General features: G+C 61.0%; 17 protein-coding genes. 13 read left to right on the top strand and 4 right to left on the bottom strand.

Features of this window, described 5'->3' with window-relative positions; translation table 11 throughout:
- Positions 1–322 precede the first annotated feature (322 nt).
- The 13 genes from HJB82_RS14360 (at position 323) to visR (ending at position 12,646) form a co-directional block, all read left to right on the top strand.
- Positions 323–1,951 (top strand): globin-coupled sensor protein, encoded by a 1,629-nt coding sequence (locus HJB82_RS14360; protein ID WP_207582912.1) that lies wholly within the window; start codon positions 323–325, stop codon positions 1,949–1,951.
- A 63-nt stretch (positions 1,952–2,014) separates the two neighbouring features.
- Positions 2,015–2,311 carry an STAS domain-containing protein gene (locus HJB82_RS14355; RefSeq protein ID WP_207582913.1) on the top strand — a complete coding sequence of 99 codons (297 nt, stop codon included), beginning with the start codon at positions 2,015–2,017 and terminating at the stop codon, positions 2,309–2,311.
- Positions 2,308–2,673, top strand: coding sequence for a chemotaxis response regulator CheY1 (gene cheY1, locus HJB82_RS14350; RefSeq protein ID WP_017958972.1), 366 nt, complete (start codon positions 2,308–2,310; stop codon positions 2,671–2,673). Before HJB82_RS14355 ends, cheY1 begins: the two co-directional genes overlap by 4 nt.
- Positions 2,674–2,690: 17 nt before the next feature.
- Positions 2,691–5,000 carry a chemotaxis protein CheA gene (locus HJB82_RS14345; protein ID WP_221140299.1) on the top strand — a complete coding sequence of 770 codons (2,310 nt, stop codon included), beginning with the start codon at positions 2,691–2,693 and terminating at the stop codon, positions 4,998–5,000.
- Between the two features lie 4 nt (positions 5,001–5,004).
- Entirely contained in the window at positions 5,005–5,472 is a 468-nt protein-coding gene (locus HJB82_RS14340; RefSeq protein ID WP_207582915.1) for a chemotaxis protein CheW, read from the top strand.
- Complete coding sequence (gene cheR / locus HJB82_RS14335) at positions 5,469–6,377, top strand: protein-glutamate O-methyltransferase CheR (RefSeq protein ID WP_207582916.1); 909 nt, start codon at positions 5,469–5,471, stop codon at positions 6,375–6,377. Before HJB82_RS14340 ends, cheR begins: the two co-directional genes overlap by 4 nt.
- Positions 6,374–7,417 (top strand): protein-glutamate O-methylesterase CheB, encoded by a 1,044-nt coding sequence (gene cheB, locus HJB82_RS14330; protein ID WP_221140297.1) that lies wholly within the window; start codon positions 6,374–6,376, stop codon positions 7,415–7,417. Before cheR ends, cheB begins: the two co-directional genes overlap by 4 nt.
- Before the next feature lies 1 nt (position 7,418).
- The gene (locus HJB82_RS14325; protein WP_003556488.1) at positions 7,419–7,808 is read left to right on the top strand and encodes a response regulator; all 390 of its coding nucleotides are present in this window, start codon (positions 7,419–7,421) and stop codon (positions 7,806–7,808) included.
- Positions 7,805–8,359 carry a chemoreceptor glutamine deamidase CheD gene (gene cheD / locus HJB82_RS14320; RefSeq protein ID WP_207582917.1) on the top strand — a complete coding sequence of 185 codons (555 nt, stop codon included), beginning with the start codon at positions 7,805–7,807 and terminating at the stop codon, positions 8,357–8,359. Before HJB82_RS14325 ends, cheD begins: the two co-directional genes overlap by 4 nt.
- Positions 8,360–8,375: 16 nt before the next feature.
- A complete protein-coding gene (locus tag HJB82_RS14315; protein ID WP_003584234.1) occupies positions 8,376–8,765 on the top strand; it encodes a hypothetical protein in 390 nt (129 codons plus the stop codon).
- A 211-nt stretch (positions 8,766–8,976) separates the two neighbouring features.
- On the top strand, positions 8,977–10,668 hold the full coding sequence (gene fliF, locus HJB82_RS14310; RefSeq protein ID WP_207582918.1) for a flagellar basal-body MS-ring/collar protein FliF: 1,692 nt from the start codon (positions 8,977–8,979) through the stop codon (positions 10,666–10,668).
- Positions 10,669–11,144: 476 nt separating this feature from the next.
- Positions 11,145–11,891: a transcriptional regulator VisN gene (gene visN, locus HJB82_RS14305; RefSeq protein WP_207582919.1), complete on the top strand. Its 747-nt coding sequence runs from the start codon at positions 11,145–11,147 to the stop codon at positions 11,889–11,891.
- 8 nt (positions 11,892–11,899) lie between these two features.
- Positions 11,900–12,646: a transcriptional regulator VisR gene (visR, locus tag HJB82_RS14300; protein ID WP_207582920.1), complete on the top strand. Its 747-nt coding sequence runs from the start codon at positions 11,900–11,902 to the stop codon at positions 12,644–12,646.
- Between the two features lie 199 nt (positions 12,647–12,845).
- Here visR and HJB82_RS14295 read toward each other — a convergent pair whose 3' ends face one another.
- The 4 genes from HJB82_RS14295 to fliN all read right to left on the bottom strand — a co-directional run bounded on the left by HJB82_RS14295 (position 12,846) and on the right by fliN (position 16,368).
- On the bottom strand, positions 12,846–13,289 hold the full coding sequence (locus tag HJB82_RS14295; RefSeq protein WP_207582921.1) for a hypothetical protein: 444 nt from the start codon (positions 13,287–13,289) through the stop codon (positions 12,846–12,848).
- Between the two features lie 5 nt (positions 13,290–13,294).
- Positions 13,295–14,374 carry a flagellar biosynthesis protein FlhB gene (flhB, locus tag HJB82_RS14290; RefSeq protein ID WP_207582922.1) on the bottom strand — a complete coding sequence of 360 codons (1,080 nt, stop codon included), beginning with the start codon at positions 14,372–14,374 and terminating at the stop codon, positions 13,295–13,297.
- 337 nt (positions 14,375–14,711) lie between these two features.
- Positions 14,712–15,752, bottom strand: coding sequence for a flagellar motor switch protein FliG (fliG, locus tag HJB82_RS14285; protein WP_207582923.1), 1,041 nt, complete (start codon positions 15,750–15,752; stop codon positions 14,712–14,714).
- Between the two features lie 28 nt (positions 15,753–15,780).
- Positions 15,781–16,368, bottom strand: coding sequence for a flagellar motor switch protein FliN (fliN, locus tag HJB82_RS14280; protein ID WP_221140295.1), 588 nt, complete (start codon positions 16,366–16,368; stop codon positions 15,781–15,783).
- Positions 16,369–16,417: the final 49 nt, after the last annotated feature.

Here is a 16,417-nt window from a genome sequence, read left to right as displayed (position 1 = left end):
GCCTTGAATTGCTTCAAAAGCCGGTGCTGCCAAAGGCTTATTAACCTTCAAGCAAGGAATTAACCATAAACATTGGTTTACACGTCGGAATGGGAAGATTCACTCGTTCCCACCAGGCATGACGCCGTCCCGCCGTACCGGGTTGATCCGGTATCCATCTCTTCAGACAGCTCCGAAACATAGCTGATCAAGGGGCTTCGATCCGCCGGTTGTAACCGGTTGGTGAGGACCGTCTCCAGACCTGCGTTTCGACGGATGCTGCAAAAGTTTTTGGCCGGGCTTTCGCTCGGAATGTGGTCGGGGACAGGCGTTGAGGCAGGATATGCCATCAGATCAGGCTCGTGGAGCGCAGGCAGGCAGCTTGCGCGACCGCCTGCGCTTTGTCGGTCTCGATGCCGACCAGTGCGAGCTGGTGCGCCGCAATCGACCGGCCCTCGAAGCGCATTTGAAGGCAGGTCTCAGAGATCTCTTCCACAGGTTCCAGTCATTCCCCGACGCCGCGCGTAATTTCGAGAGCGAGCGCCAAGTCGAGCGCCTGCATGATCTGCAGTCCTCGCACTGGGATGTGCTGACCGATGCGCGGTTCGACAGTCTCTATGCCGAGCGCGTCAAGGTTCTCTCCGATACCGAAAGCAAGATCGGCCTCGATCCGCGCTGGCACGTGGCTGGCCATGGCGTCGTGCTGGAGCATGTTGTTTCCGGTCTCGCCGAGCAGATCGCCGGCCGATCGTTGCTGCCGTCCGCCAAGCGTCGCACCCGCGAAATCTCCGATCTGATGACAGCGATCATCCGCATCGTCATGGTCGATGTGGAAATCGCCGTCTCGCTCCGCTTCAACGCGCAGCGCGCCGCTGAACAGCGCGCGCTTGCCGATCAGCGCGCCGATAACGAGGCCGAGATCGTCAGGATCTTCGGCGATGTCATCGAAGGCCTGTCGGCACGCGACTTGACGCGGCGCGCGCCCGTCGATGGAGCCCATGCCGCGATCGCCGCCGCGCTGAACGGCGCATTGGATGGCCTCCAGGCCGAGTTCACCGCCATCACCGAGCGCACGCTCAAGGCCGAAGCGGCGACAGGCTCGCTTGCCGGCCTGTCCAGGCAGTTCGCCGGCACGGCTTCGGACCAGGCCGACCGGCTGCAGCTTTCTGCCGCTGCCCTTGCCGGTATCGCCGGCAGTGTCCGCGACGGTGCTGCCGACAGCCGCACTGCCGAACAGGCCGCCGCCTCGACGCGCGCCGCCGTCGAACAAAGCGGCGAGGTCGTCGGCCGCGCGATCAGCGCCATGGCCGACATCGAGCAGTCAGCCGAAAAGATCGGCCAGATCATCGGCGCGATCGACGAGATCGCCTTTCAGACCAATCTTCTGGCGCTGAACGCCGGCATCGAGGCCGCTCGCGCCGGCGATTCCGGCCGCGGTTTTGCCGTCGTCGCCCAGGAGGTCCGCGCGCTGGCCCAGCGCTCGGCCGAAGCCGCCCGCGAGATCAAGACGCTGGTGACGACGACCAAGGCCCAGGTCGACGCAGGCGTGCAGATGGTCGGCCGCACACAGGATTCGATCGGCAGCATCGTGCGTCAGGTCACCGACATCAATGCCGCCATCGCGGGCATCGCCACCCGAACCGGCGAACATGCCGCAAGCCTCGACATCGTGACTTCAGACATCAAGGGCCTGGGTAGCGAGGTGGCGGACAGCGCCGGCCTTGCGGAGCGTTCCGCCGAAGGCGCCGACCACCTTCATACCGTCATTCTCGAACTCGGTCAGACGATTCGCGAATTCCGCATCGCCCGGGAAAACGCCAATGCCGGACGCCCGGCGCCGGTTCGTGTGACGTCGCCGCGCGCCATCGAAGCCGCCGCCCGTCCGGCTGTGGCCGAAGACGAATACGAAAATGATGATTTTAGCCTTCCGCGGCCGTTCGCAAGCGTCGGAGGTGGGCGGAATGTTTACTAACCTATCGGATGATTGCCTCAGCTCGTCTTCTCGGGCCGGGGACAAGGGGACAAGGAAAAGCTGATGGCAGCAAAGAAGAGTGGCAAGACGCTGGATTTGACAGCGGTGCTCGACCTCAACGAGGCTTCCGCCTTGCGCGACAAACTTCTCTCCCTCAGGGGTAGCGGCCTGTCAATAGACGCTTCCGGCGTCGAACGGATCGGTGCTCTTTGTGCCCAGGTTCTGATGTCCGCCGAGAAGACCTGGGTGCAGGACAAGCAGCCATTCACCTTCTCCAAGGTGTCCGACGCATTTCAGAAAACCATGCAGCTGGCGGGCGTCAATATTGATCACCTGCTTGCCAAGGAGATTCGGCAATGAAGAAAAAAGTTCTTACCGTGGATGATTCCCGCACCATCCGAAACATGCTTCTCGTGACGCTGAACAATGCCGGCTTCGAGACGATTCAGGCGGAAGACGGCATCGAGGGTCTCGAGATTCTCGAAGAGTCCAATCCTGACGTCATCGTGACCGACATCAACATGCCGCGCCTCGATGGTTTCGGCTTCATCGAAGGTGTCCGCCGCAACGAAAAATATCGGGCGATCCCGATCCTGGTCCTGACCACCGAAAGCGACGCGGAAAAGAAGAACCGCGCCCGCCAGGCCGGTGCCACGGGCTGGATCGTCAAGCCTTTCGATCCGGCCAAACTGATCGATGCCATTGAGCGTGTAACCGCTTAAACCCAGGATTTGCACCGATGGATATGAACGAAATCAAAGAGATCTTTTTCCAGGAGTGCGAGGAACAGCTCGCCGAGCTGGAATCCGGTCTTCTGAAATTGAATGATGGCGATCGCGATCCGGAAACCGTCAATGCGGTGTTTCGTGCCGTGCATTCGATCAAGGGTGGCGCCGGCGCCTTCGGCCTTGATGATCTGGTCGCCTTCGCCCATGTTTTCGAGACCACTCTCGATTGCGTTCGATCCAACAAGCTCGAGCCGACCCAGGACGTCCTGAAGGTGATGCTGAAGTCGGCCGACGTGCTCGCCGACCTGACGAATGCTGCGCGTGACGGCGGCAGCGTCGATGAAAGCCGCAGCCGAAGCCTGGTCAAGGAGCTCGAGGCGCTGGCCAACGGTGAGTTGCTATCTCCCTCGGCATTGGCCGAGGCGCCGGCCCCGAAGGGCGCAGCAAAGCCCGTGGCCAAGGCCGTTCCGGCCGCTGCGGCGCCGACAGTCAAGCCCACCGACGACAGCGGCTTCCAGCCGGTCCCCTTTTCCTTCGACGATTTTGGCGGCGAGGGCGGTGCGGACTCCGGCATGCCGGCCTATGAAGTCATCTTCAAGCCGCGCTACGAACTCTATTCCAAGGGCAATGATGCAACGTTGCTGCTGCGCGACCTCTCGCGCCTCGGCGAAATGACCATCTATTGCAATACCGACGACCTGCCGGGCCTGGAGGAACTCGATCCGGAAGGCGCTTATTTCTTCTGGAACGTCACGATCAAGACGGACAAGGGCGAGGACGCCATTCGTACCGTCTTCGAATTTGCTGAGTGGGATTGCGAACTGACGGTGAAGCCGGTCGAGGAAGCAAGGGCCGACGCGACCAGCAACGACGAACTGCCGATGGTGCCGGTTCCCTTCGATCTGTCGATCCTGGATGAGAGCGGCGCAACGGAAGAAGTTTCCGCCGCCAACGCAAGGGCCGAGGAGACGGCCGCCGCCGTTGCCGCCGCCGAGACCGCCTCCAACGTCACGCAGATGGCTTCAGCCGCCGCCCGTGTCGAGAAGAAGGAATCGGCCGCCGCCGCAGCAGCCGCTGCAAGTGCTGCCGCCCAGAACAACGCCGCCGCCGGCGCCGGCCAGACGATCCGCGTCGATCTCGACCGTGTCGACCGCCTCATCAACCTCGTCGGCGAACTGGTCATCAACCAGGCGATGCTGTCGCAGAGCGTCATCGAGAACGACACGACCGGTACCTCCTCGATCAACATGGGTCTCGAGGAGTTGCAGCAGCTCACCCGCGAGATCCAGGACTCGGTCATGGCGATTCGCGCCCAGCCGGTGAAGCCGGTGTTCCAGCGCATGTCGCGTATCGTCCGCGAAATCGCCGACATGACCGGCAAATCGATCCGCCTCATCACCGAAGGTGAAAATACCGAAGTCGACAAGACGGTCATCGACAAGCTGGCCGAGCCGCTGACCCACATGATCCGCAATGCCGTCGACCACGGCATCGAAACGCCTGAAAAGCGTGCAGCCGCCGGCAAGAACACCGAAGGCACGGTCCGCCTGACCGCCAAGCATCGTTCAGGACGCATCCTGATCGAGCTTGCCGATGACGGCGCCGGCATCAACCGCGAGAAGGTCCGCCAGAAGGCGATCGACAACGACCTCATCCCGGCCGATTCCAACCTGTCGGACGAAGAAATCGACAACCTGATCTTCCTGCCGGGCTTCTCGACGGCCGACAAGATCTCGGACATCTCCGGCCGTGGCGTCGGCATGGACGTCGTCAAGCGTTCGATCCAGGCGCTCGGCGGCCGTATCAACATCACCTCCAAGCCGGGCCACGGCTCGGTCTTCACCATGAGCCTGCCGCTGACGCTCGCCGTCCTCGACGGCATGGTGGTCACCGTCGCCGGCCAGACCTTGGTGGTGCCGCTGACTGCGATCGTCGAAACCCTGCAGCCGGAAGCGGCCGCGATCCACTCCTTCGGTGCAAACCACCGGCTGATCTCGATCCGCAACAGCTTCTGCCCACTGGTCGATGTCGGTCGCATCCTGAACTTCCGCGCCACCCAGGCCAACCCGGTCGAGGGCGTGGCGCTTCTGGTGGAATCCGAAGGCGGCGGCCAGCGCGCCCTGATGGTCGACGCCATCCAGGGTCAGCGCCAGGTGGTCATCAAGAGCCTGGAAGCGAACTATACCCATGTGCCGGGCATTGCCGCCGCGACCATTCTCGGTGACGGGCGCGTCGCTCTCATCCTCGATGTCGACGCGGTCGTCGGCGCCTCGCGCGGCCAGTCGCTCAAAGCGGAAATGTCGTTAGCAGCGGTAGGGTAAGGCAATGTCGTACGCCGTAAAAAATCTGAACGAGGGGGATCGCGAGCTGATCGCGTTCCGCATCGGGGATCAGGAATTTTGCGTGAACATCATGTCGGTTCGTGAGATCCGGGGCTGGACCCCGGCGACCGCGATGCCGCACTCGCCTGCCTATATGCTCGGTGTCATCAACCTGCGCGGCGCGGTGCTGCCGATCATCGACCTTGCTGCCCGGCTTGGCATGAAGCCGGCCGATCCGACTGCCCGTCATGTCATCATCGTCGCCCAGGTCCGGCGCAAGGTCGTCGGCCTGCTGGTCGATGCCGTCTCCGATATCCTGACGGTGACCGACGAGACCGTCCAGCCGACGCCCGAGATCTCCTCCGAGCTCGAGCGTCAATTTGCCCGCGGCATTCTTGCCATCGACAAGCGCATGATCTGCCTGATCGAACTCGAATCCCTCTTTCCCGAGACCGAAAGCGAAGCCGCATGAACGCAATGGGCGCAAAAGATCAGAGGCAGGGATCCGACGAGGTCCTTGCGAGCGGAGAATATCCGCTGACGCGCCGCGACCTCACGGAGATCGCCGCGATGATCTATTCGGATGCCGGCATCTTCCTCAACGAGACGAAGGCGTCGCTCGTCTATTCGCGCCTGTCGAAACATATCCGTAATCTCGGTTTGTCCGGCTTCCGGGAATATTGCGACCTCGTCGCTTCGCCGGCGGGAGCTGCGCCGCGCCGCGAGATGCTCTCGCATCTGACGACCAATTTTACCCGCTTCTTCCGCGAAAACCATCATTTCGACCACCTGCGCGACCATGTCCTGCCGGAACTTCTGCAAAGGGCGAGATCGGGCGGCAGGGTGCGCATCTGGTCGGCCGCTTCCTCCGACGGGCAGGAACCCTATTCGATCGCGCTCACGGTGCTCTCGCTGATGCCGAATGTCGCCGATTACGACTTCAAGATCCTGGCAACCGACATCGACCCGAAGATCCTGGCGATCGCCCGGGCCGGCGCCTATGACGAAAGCGCGCTCGAAACCGTTTCGCCCGCCATGCGCAAGCAATGGTTCAGCGAAGTCGAGATCCAGGGCCGCAGGAAGTTCCAGGTCGACGACCGGGTCAAGCGGCTGATCACCTACAACGAGCTGAACCTGATGGCGCAATGGCCGTTCAAGGGCAAGTTCGACGTCATCTTCTGCCGCAACGTCGTCATCTATTTCGACGAGCCGACGCAGATGAAGATCTGGCAGCGTTTCGCCGGCCTGCTGCCGGAGGGCGGGCATCTCTATATCGGCCATTCCGAGCGTGTGTCGGGCGAGGCAAAACACGTCTTCGACAATATCGGCATCACGACCTATCGGTATACGGCTAAAGGTCTCGGGAGGAAGGCATGAGCGCGCCGGCAAGGGTTCTCGTTGTTGACGACTCTCCGACGATGCGGGGTCTGATCACCGCCGTCTTGAGTTCGGACCCCGAGGTCAACGTCATCGGCCAGGCCGGCGACGCGCTGGAAGCGCGCGAGGCGATCAAGCGGCTGAACCCCGACGTCGTGACGCTCGACATCGAGATGCCGAACATGAACGGTCTCGATTTCCTCGAAAAGATCATGAGGCTGCGTCCGATGCCTGTCATCATGGTCTCGACAATGACCCACCGCGGCGCCGAGGCGACGCTTGCAGCACTTGAGATCGGTGCGTTCGACTGCGTCGGCAAGCCGGGGCCGGGCGAACTCCGGCCCTTCGGCGACCTCGCCGAGAAGGTCAAGGCTGCCGCGCGCACGCAGCGCCAGTTCTCCCATCCGGTTGCCCCCGCAGCACCCCCGCCCTCCGTCGCCGATTTCCGCGTCGGCCGCAAGATCGTCGCGATCGGCTCGTCGACCGGCGGCGTCGAGGCGCTGATCGCCGTGCTGCAGAAGTTTCCGGCCAATTGCCCGCCGACGGTCATCACCCAGCATATGCCGCCGACCTTTACCAAGAGCTTCGCCGAACGCCTGAACCGCCTCTGTGCGCCGGTGGTGCAGGAAGCAACCGACGGTGCCCGGCTCGAAATCGGCAAGATCTATCTGGCGCCCGGCGGCGAGCGCCATCTCCAGGTCAGCAGTGCCTCGGCGCCGTGCTGCCGTCTCGTTGACCGCGCGCCGGTCAACGGTCACCGGCCATCGGTCGACGTGCTGTTCGATTCGGTTGCGGAGTTGGCGGGCCGCAACGCCGTCGGCGTGATTTTGACCGGAATGGGCCGCGATGGTGCCGCCGGATTGTTGAAAATGCGTCACGCCGGCGCCAGAACACTTGGCCAGAACGAAAAAACCTGTGTCGTTTACGGAATGCCAAGGGTTGCCCATGAACTTGGCGCCGTTGAGCAGCAGTTGCCCCTGTCTGCCATCGGGGAAGAAATATTGAAAATGACAGCCGCCCGAAAGGAAGGGACCGAATAAAATGTCGATCGCGGAGAAAATCAAAGTTCTGATCGTCGACGATCAGGTAACGAGCCGGTTGCTGCTCAGTGACGCGCTGACCCAGCTCGGTTTCAAGCAGATCACGTCCGCAGGCGACGGCGAGCAGGGCATGAAAATCATGGCCGAGCAGCCGCACCACCTGGTGATCTCGGACTTCAACATGCCGAAGATGGATGGCATCGGCTTTCTTCAGGCCGTGCGCACCAATCCGAACACCAAGAAGGCAGCCTTCATCATCCTCACCGCCCAGGGCGACCGAGCACTGGTGCAGAAGGCAGCCCAGCTCGGGGCCAACAACGTGCTCGCCAAGCCGTTCACGATCGAGAAGATGAAAGCGGCCATCGAAGCTGTGTTTGGAGCCCTGAAATGATCACTGAGGGGGCAGCCCGCCGCGTGCACATCATTCAGGGCGAGTACAAGGTTCTGAACGATCCGAATGCGGTCCTCTCGACCATTCTCGGTTCCTGCGTAGCTGCGTGCCTCCGAGACCCTATCGCCGGCATCGGCGGCATGAACCACTTCTTGCTGCCCGGTTCGGCGACGTCGCCGACCTCAGGCGGCGATGCCACCCGTTACGGCGTGCATCTGATGGAACTGCTGATCAACGGTCTCCTGAAACAGGGCGCCCGGCGCGACAGGCTGGAGGCCAAGATCTTCGGCGGCGCCAAGACGATCTCGACATTCTCCAATGTCGGTGAGCAGAACGCGGCCTTCGCCATGCAGTTCCTGAAGGATGAAGGCATTCCGGTGGTCGGTTCCTCCACAGGCGGAGACCACGGACGCAAGCTTGAATTTTGGCCCGTCTCCGGTCGTGCCCGGCAATACCCCCTGACCGGCGCCGAAACGCAGAGAACCGTCGCTCTCGAGCAGCGCCCTGCCGCTCCGCCGAAGCCCGTCGAAACCAGTATCGAATTTTTTTGATGTCGAGGATTTTCATATGACATTTAACCCGGTGATGGAGCCGCCTGCGCCTGTCGAGGCGTTGAGCGACATCCTGATGCGCATCGTTTCCGAACTGCACGATGTCGCCTATCTCATCGAGCGCATCGAGCCGCAGCTTCTCGATCTCGGCGGCGCCGAAATTCTGAATTCACCGGATGCCATGAAGGTCATGCAGGGCATCGACCTCGCCGTGCAGAAATCGCGTGGCCTTGCCGAGTTCATCGACACCATCACCGGCGAAATCCCGCACGGCTGGGCAGTCGACGTCGCCACCGCGCTCAGCCTCGTCAAGCTGGCAGAAATGCAGAAGGCATTGGGCGGCGCCACACGCCACGGCCATTCCCAGCCATTGAGCAAGGCAGCCGGCGACTTCGACTTCTTCTAAGGCGCATCGCTTCAAGCCGGATTCATGCGGCGCTCCAAGTCTTGATTTATGCATGTCGTTTCCCAAAACCGCTGCGAAGTTTTGGGGCGCATTCATTCGGCCTTTTTTGCTCCCGCCGGCGCTTCACGAAACGCTCGCACAAGTTTCGCCGATTATTCGTCAGATGAGGCAATAAGCCTGCTTTGTCTTTGACGAATCGTGCGAGAACAGAATGAATCTGTTAAATCAATTAGTTCAGATCTTTAAGAACTTCAGTTCCCTTGGCCGAACACGCCTGATGATTCTCGGAGGCGTCGGCGCCGTCTCTATCGCAATCGTCCTTGCGGCCGCTCTTTTCGTCAACAAGCCGGCACAGGAAACGCTGTATGTCGGTCTGGATGCGCCGGATCTCAACCAGATCAGCATGGCGCTTGCCGAAGCCAACGTCGATTTCCAGGTCGGTACGGACGGCACCAGTATCAGCGTCCCCGCAGGGATGACGGGCAAAGCCCGGCTGTTGCTTGCCGAGCGCGGCCTGCCGAACAGCGCCAATGCCGGTTACGAACTCTTCGACAATGTCGGCTCCCTCGGCCTGACCTCCTTCATGCAGGAGGTGACGCGGGTTCGAGCGCTGGAAGGCGAAATCGCCCGCACCATCCAGTCGATCTCCGGGATCACCGCCGCGCGCGTGCATATCGTCATGCCGGAGGTTGGAAACTTCCGAAAGGCGGAGCAGAAGCCGACCGCCTCCGTCATGATTCGTGCCAGCGCCACCACCGGGCGCAGTGCCGCGACCTCGATCCGCCACCTCGTCGCCTCGGCCGTGCCGGGGCTTGACGTCGATGACGTGACGATCCTCGATTCCGCCGGTCAACTGCTCGCTTCCGGCGACGAAGCGAGCAACAGCTCGCTGAACCGCTCGCTCACCATCGTCCAGAACGTCCAGCAGGAAGTCGAATCCAACATCGACAAGGCGCTGGCACCCTTCCTCGGCATGGACAACTTCCGTTCCAGCGTGACCGCCGATCTCAACACGGACGCCCAGCAGATCCAGGAAACGACCTACGATCCCGAGTCCAAGGTCGAACGCTCGGTCCGCTCGACCAAGGAAGCCCAGCAGTCGCAGCAGAAACAGTCGGACAGCGCGACGACGGTCGAGCAGAATATTCCGCAGGCAGCTCCCGAGGCCGGCGGCTCCGCCGGGCCCGAATCGCAGGACAAGTCCGACAAGCGCGAAGAGCAGACCAACTACGAAATCAACAGCCGGACGACGGCGACGACCCGCAACAGCTACAAGGTCGAGAAGCTGTCGATTGCGGTGGTGGTCAACAAGGGCCGCATCGCCAAGATGGTCGGCGAGCCCGCCGACCAGGCCAAGATCGATGCCTATCTTGCCGAAATGCAGAAGATCGTCGCTTCGGCGTCCGGCATCGACGCCAAGCGTGGCGACGTCGTCACCGTTACGGCGATGGATTTCCTCGAGAACCAGCTGCTCGAAGACGCCACCGGTGGTGTGCGCGTCATGGATATGCTGAGCCGCAACCTCGCCGGCATTATCAACTCTCTCGCCTTCGTCGCGGTCGCCTTCGTGGTGGTCTGGATGGGCCTGCGGCCTCTAGTGCGCAGCGTCAGCGGCAATGGCAGCTCGTCGGTCCTCGGCGACGCCACGCCGGAGGCGGCCGGCCTCGAGCTTCCGGACTTCGCGCCTTCCGCAGGCGCGCCCGGAGGAGCCCTCATGGACGGCTTCGGCTCCGACTTCGGCTTCGACAGTACCGAGGATCTGCTCAGCCTCGGCGACGACGACGGAAACTTCAATCGTCGCGTCAAGGAAGGCCCGGAGCGCAAGCTCTCCCGCATGGTCGAGATCAACGAGGAACGCGCCGCGAAAATCCTCCGGAAATGGGCGATCGACGAGGCAGCGTAAGAAAAAAGGCCGGGCAACCGGCCTTTTTCATGTCGGTACCACGCTTGATTTCCTGTAACGGGATCGTTGTCAGTTCCCGCAAACAAATGACGAACCGCTCTGGAAGCAGTGACGGTAAATGTCGGGCATTCGGCATGAAGACCAGGAACAGATCCGACCGCACCAGCGCATGATGCCGAAAAGTGTCGCTGTCGAGAAATTTAATAAGGCGAACTCGCGTAAAACGCGAATGAAGTTGCGATACCCCCAGAATCACCTTAGCCTCCCCTATATCTTGAGGGGTGGAATTGATCATCGAATCAGCGCATGGGCGACAGCGAAAGTAAATCCCTAGAAGTCGGAGATGGTGATTTGCATCGGCTGGCTTACCCTTGGGTGATTCGAAATGGGATTCGAGCGGAACTTGAATTGAATCCCTTACAGAAAAATTGCTGTTGCACCGAGTTCGATCGTTTCTCAGCCGCAGGACATTGCCAATGGATATGAACGTAATTCAGGCGAGCAAAGGCGAGAGGCAGATGGCGAATTTCGCGAGCGCGGTGATGCCGGATCTGTTGCCGCGCGATCAACTCCTCCAGCGCCTGCACGGCGTCGCCAACACTGGCAGGTTGCAGTCCGGTCTGCGGGCGCTGACCGAGTATGTGGGTGCTTCGCACTACCTTCTGGCGCGCTGCGATCTCCTTCAGGAAAGCGGTCTCGATTTCATTGTTTCGTCGGATTGGCCCTTTGACCTGGTCAGGGATATCGCCAATGATCTGGTTCGCGGCTATGCCCGTTCGACGGAGCTGGAAAAATGCATGCAGGTCTTCCAGCCGAATTTTGCTCTTATGCCTGATACTGCCGACGTGCCCGACGGCGCCAGCCGTCAATATTGTTCTCTCACCTTCAATGTCGGCCGGTCGCGGCTGGCCCTGATGTTCCTGTTCGGCGAGGGGTTCATCCTTTCGCCTGAGCGCCTGCGAGATGTGGGCCTGCTTGCAGGTTATGTCGCGAGTTTCCTCCGCTGCGGTGGTACGAGGGTCGACCGCGATTTCGAATTGACGGACCGCGAGCTGGAATGCCTCTTCTGGATCGCCGAGGGCAAGACCAGCGACGAGATCGCCATGATCCTCGGAATCTCCCGCAATACCATCAACAACTACATCACCAGCGTGATGCGCAAGACGGCGACCAAGACCCGGTCCGAGGCGATTGCCTTCGCCGTCCGCAATAATCTCGTATAGGGGGATCTATGGGGCATCCATCAGCCAGGACGATGAGCAGCGCCGAACAGCTGCGCATGGTGCGTGTGAACAGGATTTCCAGCCGGTCCGATCTTTTCCCGCGGCTGATTGCGATGCAGAAGCTCGCCGATGCTCAAGGGTTTGCGATCTTCCGCGTCAGCGGCTCGGGTCTTCCGGCAAAGCAGCGCCTTGTCTGCGAACTCGAGAACTGGGGGTCTTCCAATGCCGGCTTCGGCAAGGCCTTCACAGATGCCTATGGCGATATCCTTCTCGACCATATCGAGAAGTCTTTGTTGCCGCTCTCATGGGCCGGCGGTTACGACCATGCGGCACCTGGTCCTGCGGACTTCGCCCCGTTCATGACGCGGCTGCAGGACGGTATTGTGCCTTTTTCCGGCCTTGCCTTTCCAGTGCGGCTCGGCACGGTCGGCAACGGTTTCATCCTTTTCACCGGCGATGAGATTGATCCCTCGAGCGATACGATCGTCGAGCTGCACGGTCGCTGCTGCCATATTATGATGGATCTGCTCTCGCTCGACGAACGCCGCACGGCCACCGCCGAGGCGCTCAGCGAACGCGAGATCGCCTGTCTCCAGCTTGCCGGCGACGGCCGCATCAGCGAAGAGATCGCCGACAAGCTCGGCCTGTCCGTGCACACCGTGAACGCCTATCTCGGCTCGGCGACCATCAAACTCGATTCCGTCAATCGCATCCAAGCGATCGCCAAGGCGATCCGGCTCGGCTACATCAGCTGAGGCCCTGCGGGCCGGGGCTCTTTCATTTTAAGATTGCGTTTGATGCGTGTCGCCCGGAACTGTGCAGTGGTTCCGGGCCAACGACACGCATCGTCGCATGAATCAAGTTTGATGCGACGCGCTTGAGTCAAAACCGCTTCCGATTGTGGGGCGATGCGCTGTCGAAGGACAGATGAAAGCGCGGTTGTCCTGAGAGATGTCAGCCCGCCAGCGACCGGGGCGACTGATTGACGTTGTAGCGCGCTTCCCGGAGGCTCTTTTCGAGGAAGACGGTGTTTTCGTCGGGATCGGCCGAGGGATCCTGGAAAGCGATATGGTTGATCTCGATGCCGGCGTGATCTTCGGCGAGAGTCAGCTGTGCATAAACGGTGACGCCGCGCGGCTTGATTTCCAGATCGAGAACGACTTCGGGCTTGCCGCCCCATTCCAGCGTATAGTTGCCGCCCAGGCCGAAATTCACCGTGCCCGGATGAAAGAAAAGCTCTGCCGCCGAAGCGACGAGATCGGAAAGGTTGCCGTAATACTCGAAGCGCAGCAGTGAAATAAGGTCAGAAGCATCCAGAAGGCGCAGTTCCGTGGCGACCGGGCTGATCGCAACTGCGAGGATCTTTTCACGCTGGGTAGAGTGAGGGCATTTTTTCATTCGGCTTATCTTACCCGTTTGTTCTTGGCATCTGCGGCGTAGACCCGGTGGATCAGCTCCGCAACGGCCTTATAGAAGACTGACGGTATGACACTATCGATCGAGACTTGCGCAAACATGGAGCGCGCAAGTGGCGGATCCTCGAACACCGGGATGCCGTTTTTTTCGGCAATCTCCCTGATCTTGAGCGCAATAAGGTCCTGGCCCTTGGCCAGCACCACCGGCGCGTCGTTTTCTTCGCGGGCATAGCGTAGCGCCACCGCATAGTGCGTCGGGTTGGCGATGACGAGCGTCGCCCGGTCCACATTGGCGATCATACGCCGGCGTGCGCGGTCGCGCATCAACGAGCGCTGCCGCCCCTTGACGAAGGGGTCTCCCTGCGCCTGCTTGTTTTCTTCCTTGATTTCGTGCCGCGTCATCTTCAGCTCGGTGAACCAGTGATGGCGCGTCCAAAAGACATCGACGATCGCCACGATCGCGGTGGCGATCAGCACGACGATGATGATCTTGCGCATCGCCGTCGAGATCCGCACCAGGATCGTCTGCGGATCGGAGAACATCGCGTCGATCGAGCTAAAATATTCGCTTCTGAGCACAAAAAACAGGATCACCCCGACGACGACGACCTTGAACAGCGATTTTCCGAACTCGACGAGGCCCGGCAGGCTGAAGAGCCGTTCCCAGCCTTTGGCGGGAGAGATGCGCGAGGCCTGCGGCCGGATGCGTTCGAGCACCGGCGTCGGCAGGTTCTGGAAGACGGAGGAGGCGATGCCGAACACCATGAACAGGATGAAGGCCGGCGCCAGCAGCGCCGCACATGCCCAGCCGAGCTTGACGAACAGCGAAAGGACGTCGGGACCCGTCTCGATCTTCCACTGGTCGGGTTGCTCAAAGATGTCGCGCAGGGTTTCAGTCATGCGGCCGACACTGTCGGGGAGGAAGAACACCAGATAGATATAGGTGGCAAGGATCGTCGCAAAGATCGACAGCTCGCGCGAAAACGGCACGTTGCCTTTCTCAGCCGCGTCGGTTTGCTTTTTCGCGGTCGGGGCTTCTGTTTTGCTGTCCTTGTCATCGTCTGCCAAGTCGCGGCCCTCCGTCGAAGAAATAGGCAGCAGCTACTGCATGTCGCCCAAAAGTGTGCAGCGGTTCTGGAATGACGACATGCATCAAAACAAAGAGCTAAAGCGCGCCGCGGAAACCGGGTTCCCTGCGACGCGCTTTAGAGCGCGGCCTGTATTGGAAGGGTAGTCGCCTGTCGCATGGCGATCAACAGCCGCTTTGCAGGCGGCTGGATTTGTCAACAGTCTCGGAGTGCTATGTATGTCGCTCGGAAGCGGGCAGCGGTATCCGGGATACCGATACGCATAAAACCTGGAACGAAAACGGGTCGCACGAACGAAGGTCAATGCGCGCCCCGCTTTAGGCGGCTGCCGAAGCGTCGCCTTCCTTCTCCTTGAGCTCGATCTGGCCTGAGTTGGCCAGGCGAATCGCTTCCTGCGCCACGGCGCGCCGGGCAATGGCAATCTCGCGCGGATTGACGCCGCCCATGCCGCTCTGCAGATCCGATTCGATCATGCGGCGCTGGCGAGGGCTGATGGCGGAGAGAACCGATTCGCGGATCTCTGGCGGCGAACCGCGCAACGCGACGGTGAGCACATCCGTCGAGATGTCGTTGAGCAGCATGACGCGGCTGCGCTGCGGCATGTACATGAGGTCCTCGAACAGGAAGATTTTCGGACGGACCTTGTTGACGGATTCGCGGCTGATCGATTCCAGCGAGGTGAGCAGCGTGTCGACCTGCGGCTTGTCGAGTTCGTTCATGAGATCGGCGACCTTCGTCGAGCCGGCGGCATTGCGCTCTGCCTCTACCTCGGCAAGCAGCGTCATCACCTGGTTCTCGATGATCTGCGCGGCCTTCGGGCTGACGGCCTTCATGTTGACCGTTCGGTTCATGATGTCAGCACGGCGGTTGTCTGGGAGCTGCAGCAGCACCTTGGCGCCGAAGTTGGAAGGCATCATCGAAAGAATATAGGCGACGGTCTGCGGATGTTCGCGCAGCAGGAACTGTGCCACGAAGGTCGGCTCCGCCTCGCTGAGACGATCCCAGATCGAGGTTTCGTAGGCCTGGAATGCCGTGCGGCGGCCGAGCAGGCTGTCGACCTCGTCGGGCGTCAGGCCTTCTTCCAGAATGGCCTCGATAGCCTTGGCATTGTCCATCAGTCCGGCGCCCTCGGTGAAGAGGTCTTCGAATTCGCCGACGAGCATCAAGAGTTCGTCCGGCGGGATGGCGCGCAGCGACTGAGCGGATGAGATAATGGTCTGCAGTTCGGCCTGGGTGAAATATTTCAACAGCCGGCCGGCGACTCCCTTTCCCATAGCGAGAAGAACAGCCGCCGCCTTTTCAGCCTGGGTCAACGGTTTCCCGGCTAGCGCGCCGCCGAAATCGTCAAAGTCCATCATGGTCTAACCTCTCCGTCCCACACAGGGATCAGGCTTTTTTCGTACTCAAAACTTCTATCAGTTTCACACCGAATCGCGTGTCGTCATTATCAAGCACCGTAATCTCGCCGCGCGCAATCCTGCGGCCATTCACCATGATCTCGACCGGTTCGCCGATCTTCTTGTCGAGGGCGATCGTCGCCCCTTCATTGAGGTTCATCAGGCCGGAGACCTGCATGCGGCTGGTGCCGAGCATGATCTGGACGTCGATCGGGATGTCCATGATCAGGTCCAAGTTCGAATTCAGCGCGCTGCCGAGCGGAGCCGGCGATGCGTCGAAAGAGGGGCTGTCGCCGAAATCCATGCCGGCAGCCGGGCTGGCATTGCCGGCGCCGAAATCGCCGCCGAAATCGTCGCCGCCGAACGGGGTTTCCGACATCTCGCCGCCGAAGGCCGCCAGATCGGTTCCTGCTGCGAAGGCGTCGTTCTGCAGGTCGTCGCCAAACTGCGGCAGGTCGCCATCGGCATCCTGCTTCAGCACGCCGCGCAGATCGTCGATCGCCTGGTCGAGATCCGCTTCGCTGCCCGGAAGATCCAGGGAGAGGTCGCTGTTCTGCTGTGTTTTCTTCGTAGCCATGAAATCACTATTCCAGTTGAAACTTGCCTCAAACTGCCTTTGCAGCCCA

Origin of the sequence: Rhizobium sp. NZLR10 (genome assembly GCF_019685125.1) — a bacterium.
Lineage (GTDB): Bacteria > Pseudomonadota > Alphaproteobacteria > Rhizobiales > Rhizobiaceae > Rhizobium.
This window is presented reverse-complemented; position numbering and strand designations above follow the sequence as displayed.

Coding starts and splice junctions, on each gene's coding strand:
- HJB82_RS14360 (WP_207582912.1), top strand. CDS start 323: ATGCCATCAGATCAGGCTCGTGGAGCGCAGGCAGGCAGCTTGCGCGAC.
- HJB82_RS14355 (WP_207582913.1), top strand. CDS start 2,015: ATGGCAGCAAAGAAGAGTGGCAAGACGCTGGATTTGACAGCGGTGCTC.
- cheY1 (WP_017958972.1), top strand. CDS start 2,308: ATGAAGAAAAAAGTTCTTACCGTGGATGATTCCCGCACCATCCGAAAC.
- HJB82_RS14345 (WP_221140299.1), top strand. CDS start 2,691: ATGGATATGAACGAAATCAAAGAGATCTTTTTCCAGGAGTGCGAGGAA.
- HJB82_RS14340 (WP_207582915.1), top strand. CDS start 5,005: ATGTCGTACGCCGTAAAAAATCTGAACGAGGGGGATCGCGAGCTGATC.
- cheR (WP_207582916.1), top strand. CDS start 5,469: ATGAACGCAATGGGCGCAAAAGATCAGAGGCAGGGATCCGACGAGGTC.
- cheB (WP_221140297.1), top strand. CDS start 6,374: ATGAGCGCGCCGGCAAGGGTTCTCGTTGTTGACGACTCTCCGACGATG.
- HJB82_RS14325 (WP_003556488.1), top strand. CDS start 7,419: ATGTCGATCGCGGAGAAAATCAAAGTTCTGATCGTCGACGATCAGGTA.
- cheD (WP_207582917.1), top strand. CDS start 7,805: ATGATCACTGAGGGGGCAGCCCGCCGCGTGCACATCATTCAGGGCGAG.
- HJB82_RS14315 (WP_003584234.1), top strand. CDS start 8,376: ATGACATTTAACCCGGTGATGGAGCCGCCTGCGCCTGTCGAGGCGTTG.
- fliF (WP_207582918.1), top strand. CDS start 8,977: ATGAATCTGTTAAATCAATTAGTTCAGATCTTTAAGAACTTCAGTTCC.
- visN (WP_207582919.1), top strand. CDS start 11,145: ATGGATATGAACGTAATTCAGGCGAGCAAAGGCGAGAGGCAGATGGCG.
- visR (WP_207582920.1), top strand. CDS start 11,900: ATGGGGCATCCATCAGCCAGGACGATGAGCAGCGCCGAACAGCTGCGC.
- HJB82_RS14295 (WP_207582921.1), bottom strand. CDS start 13,289: ATGAAAAAATGCCCTCACTCTACCCAGCGTGAAAAGATCCTCGCAGTT.
- fliG (WP_207582923.1), bottom strand. CDS start 15,752: ATGATGGACTTTGACGATTTCGGCGGCGCGCTAGCCGGGAAACCGTTG.
- fliN (WP_221140295.1), bottom strand. CDS start 16,368: ATGGCTACGAAGAAAACACAGCAGAACAGCGACCTCTCCCTGGATCTT.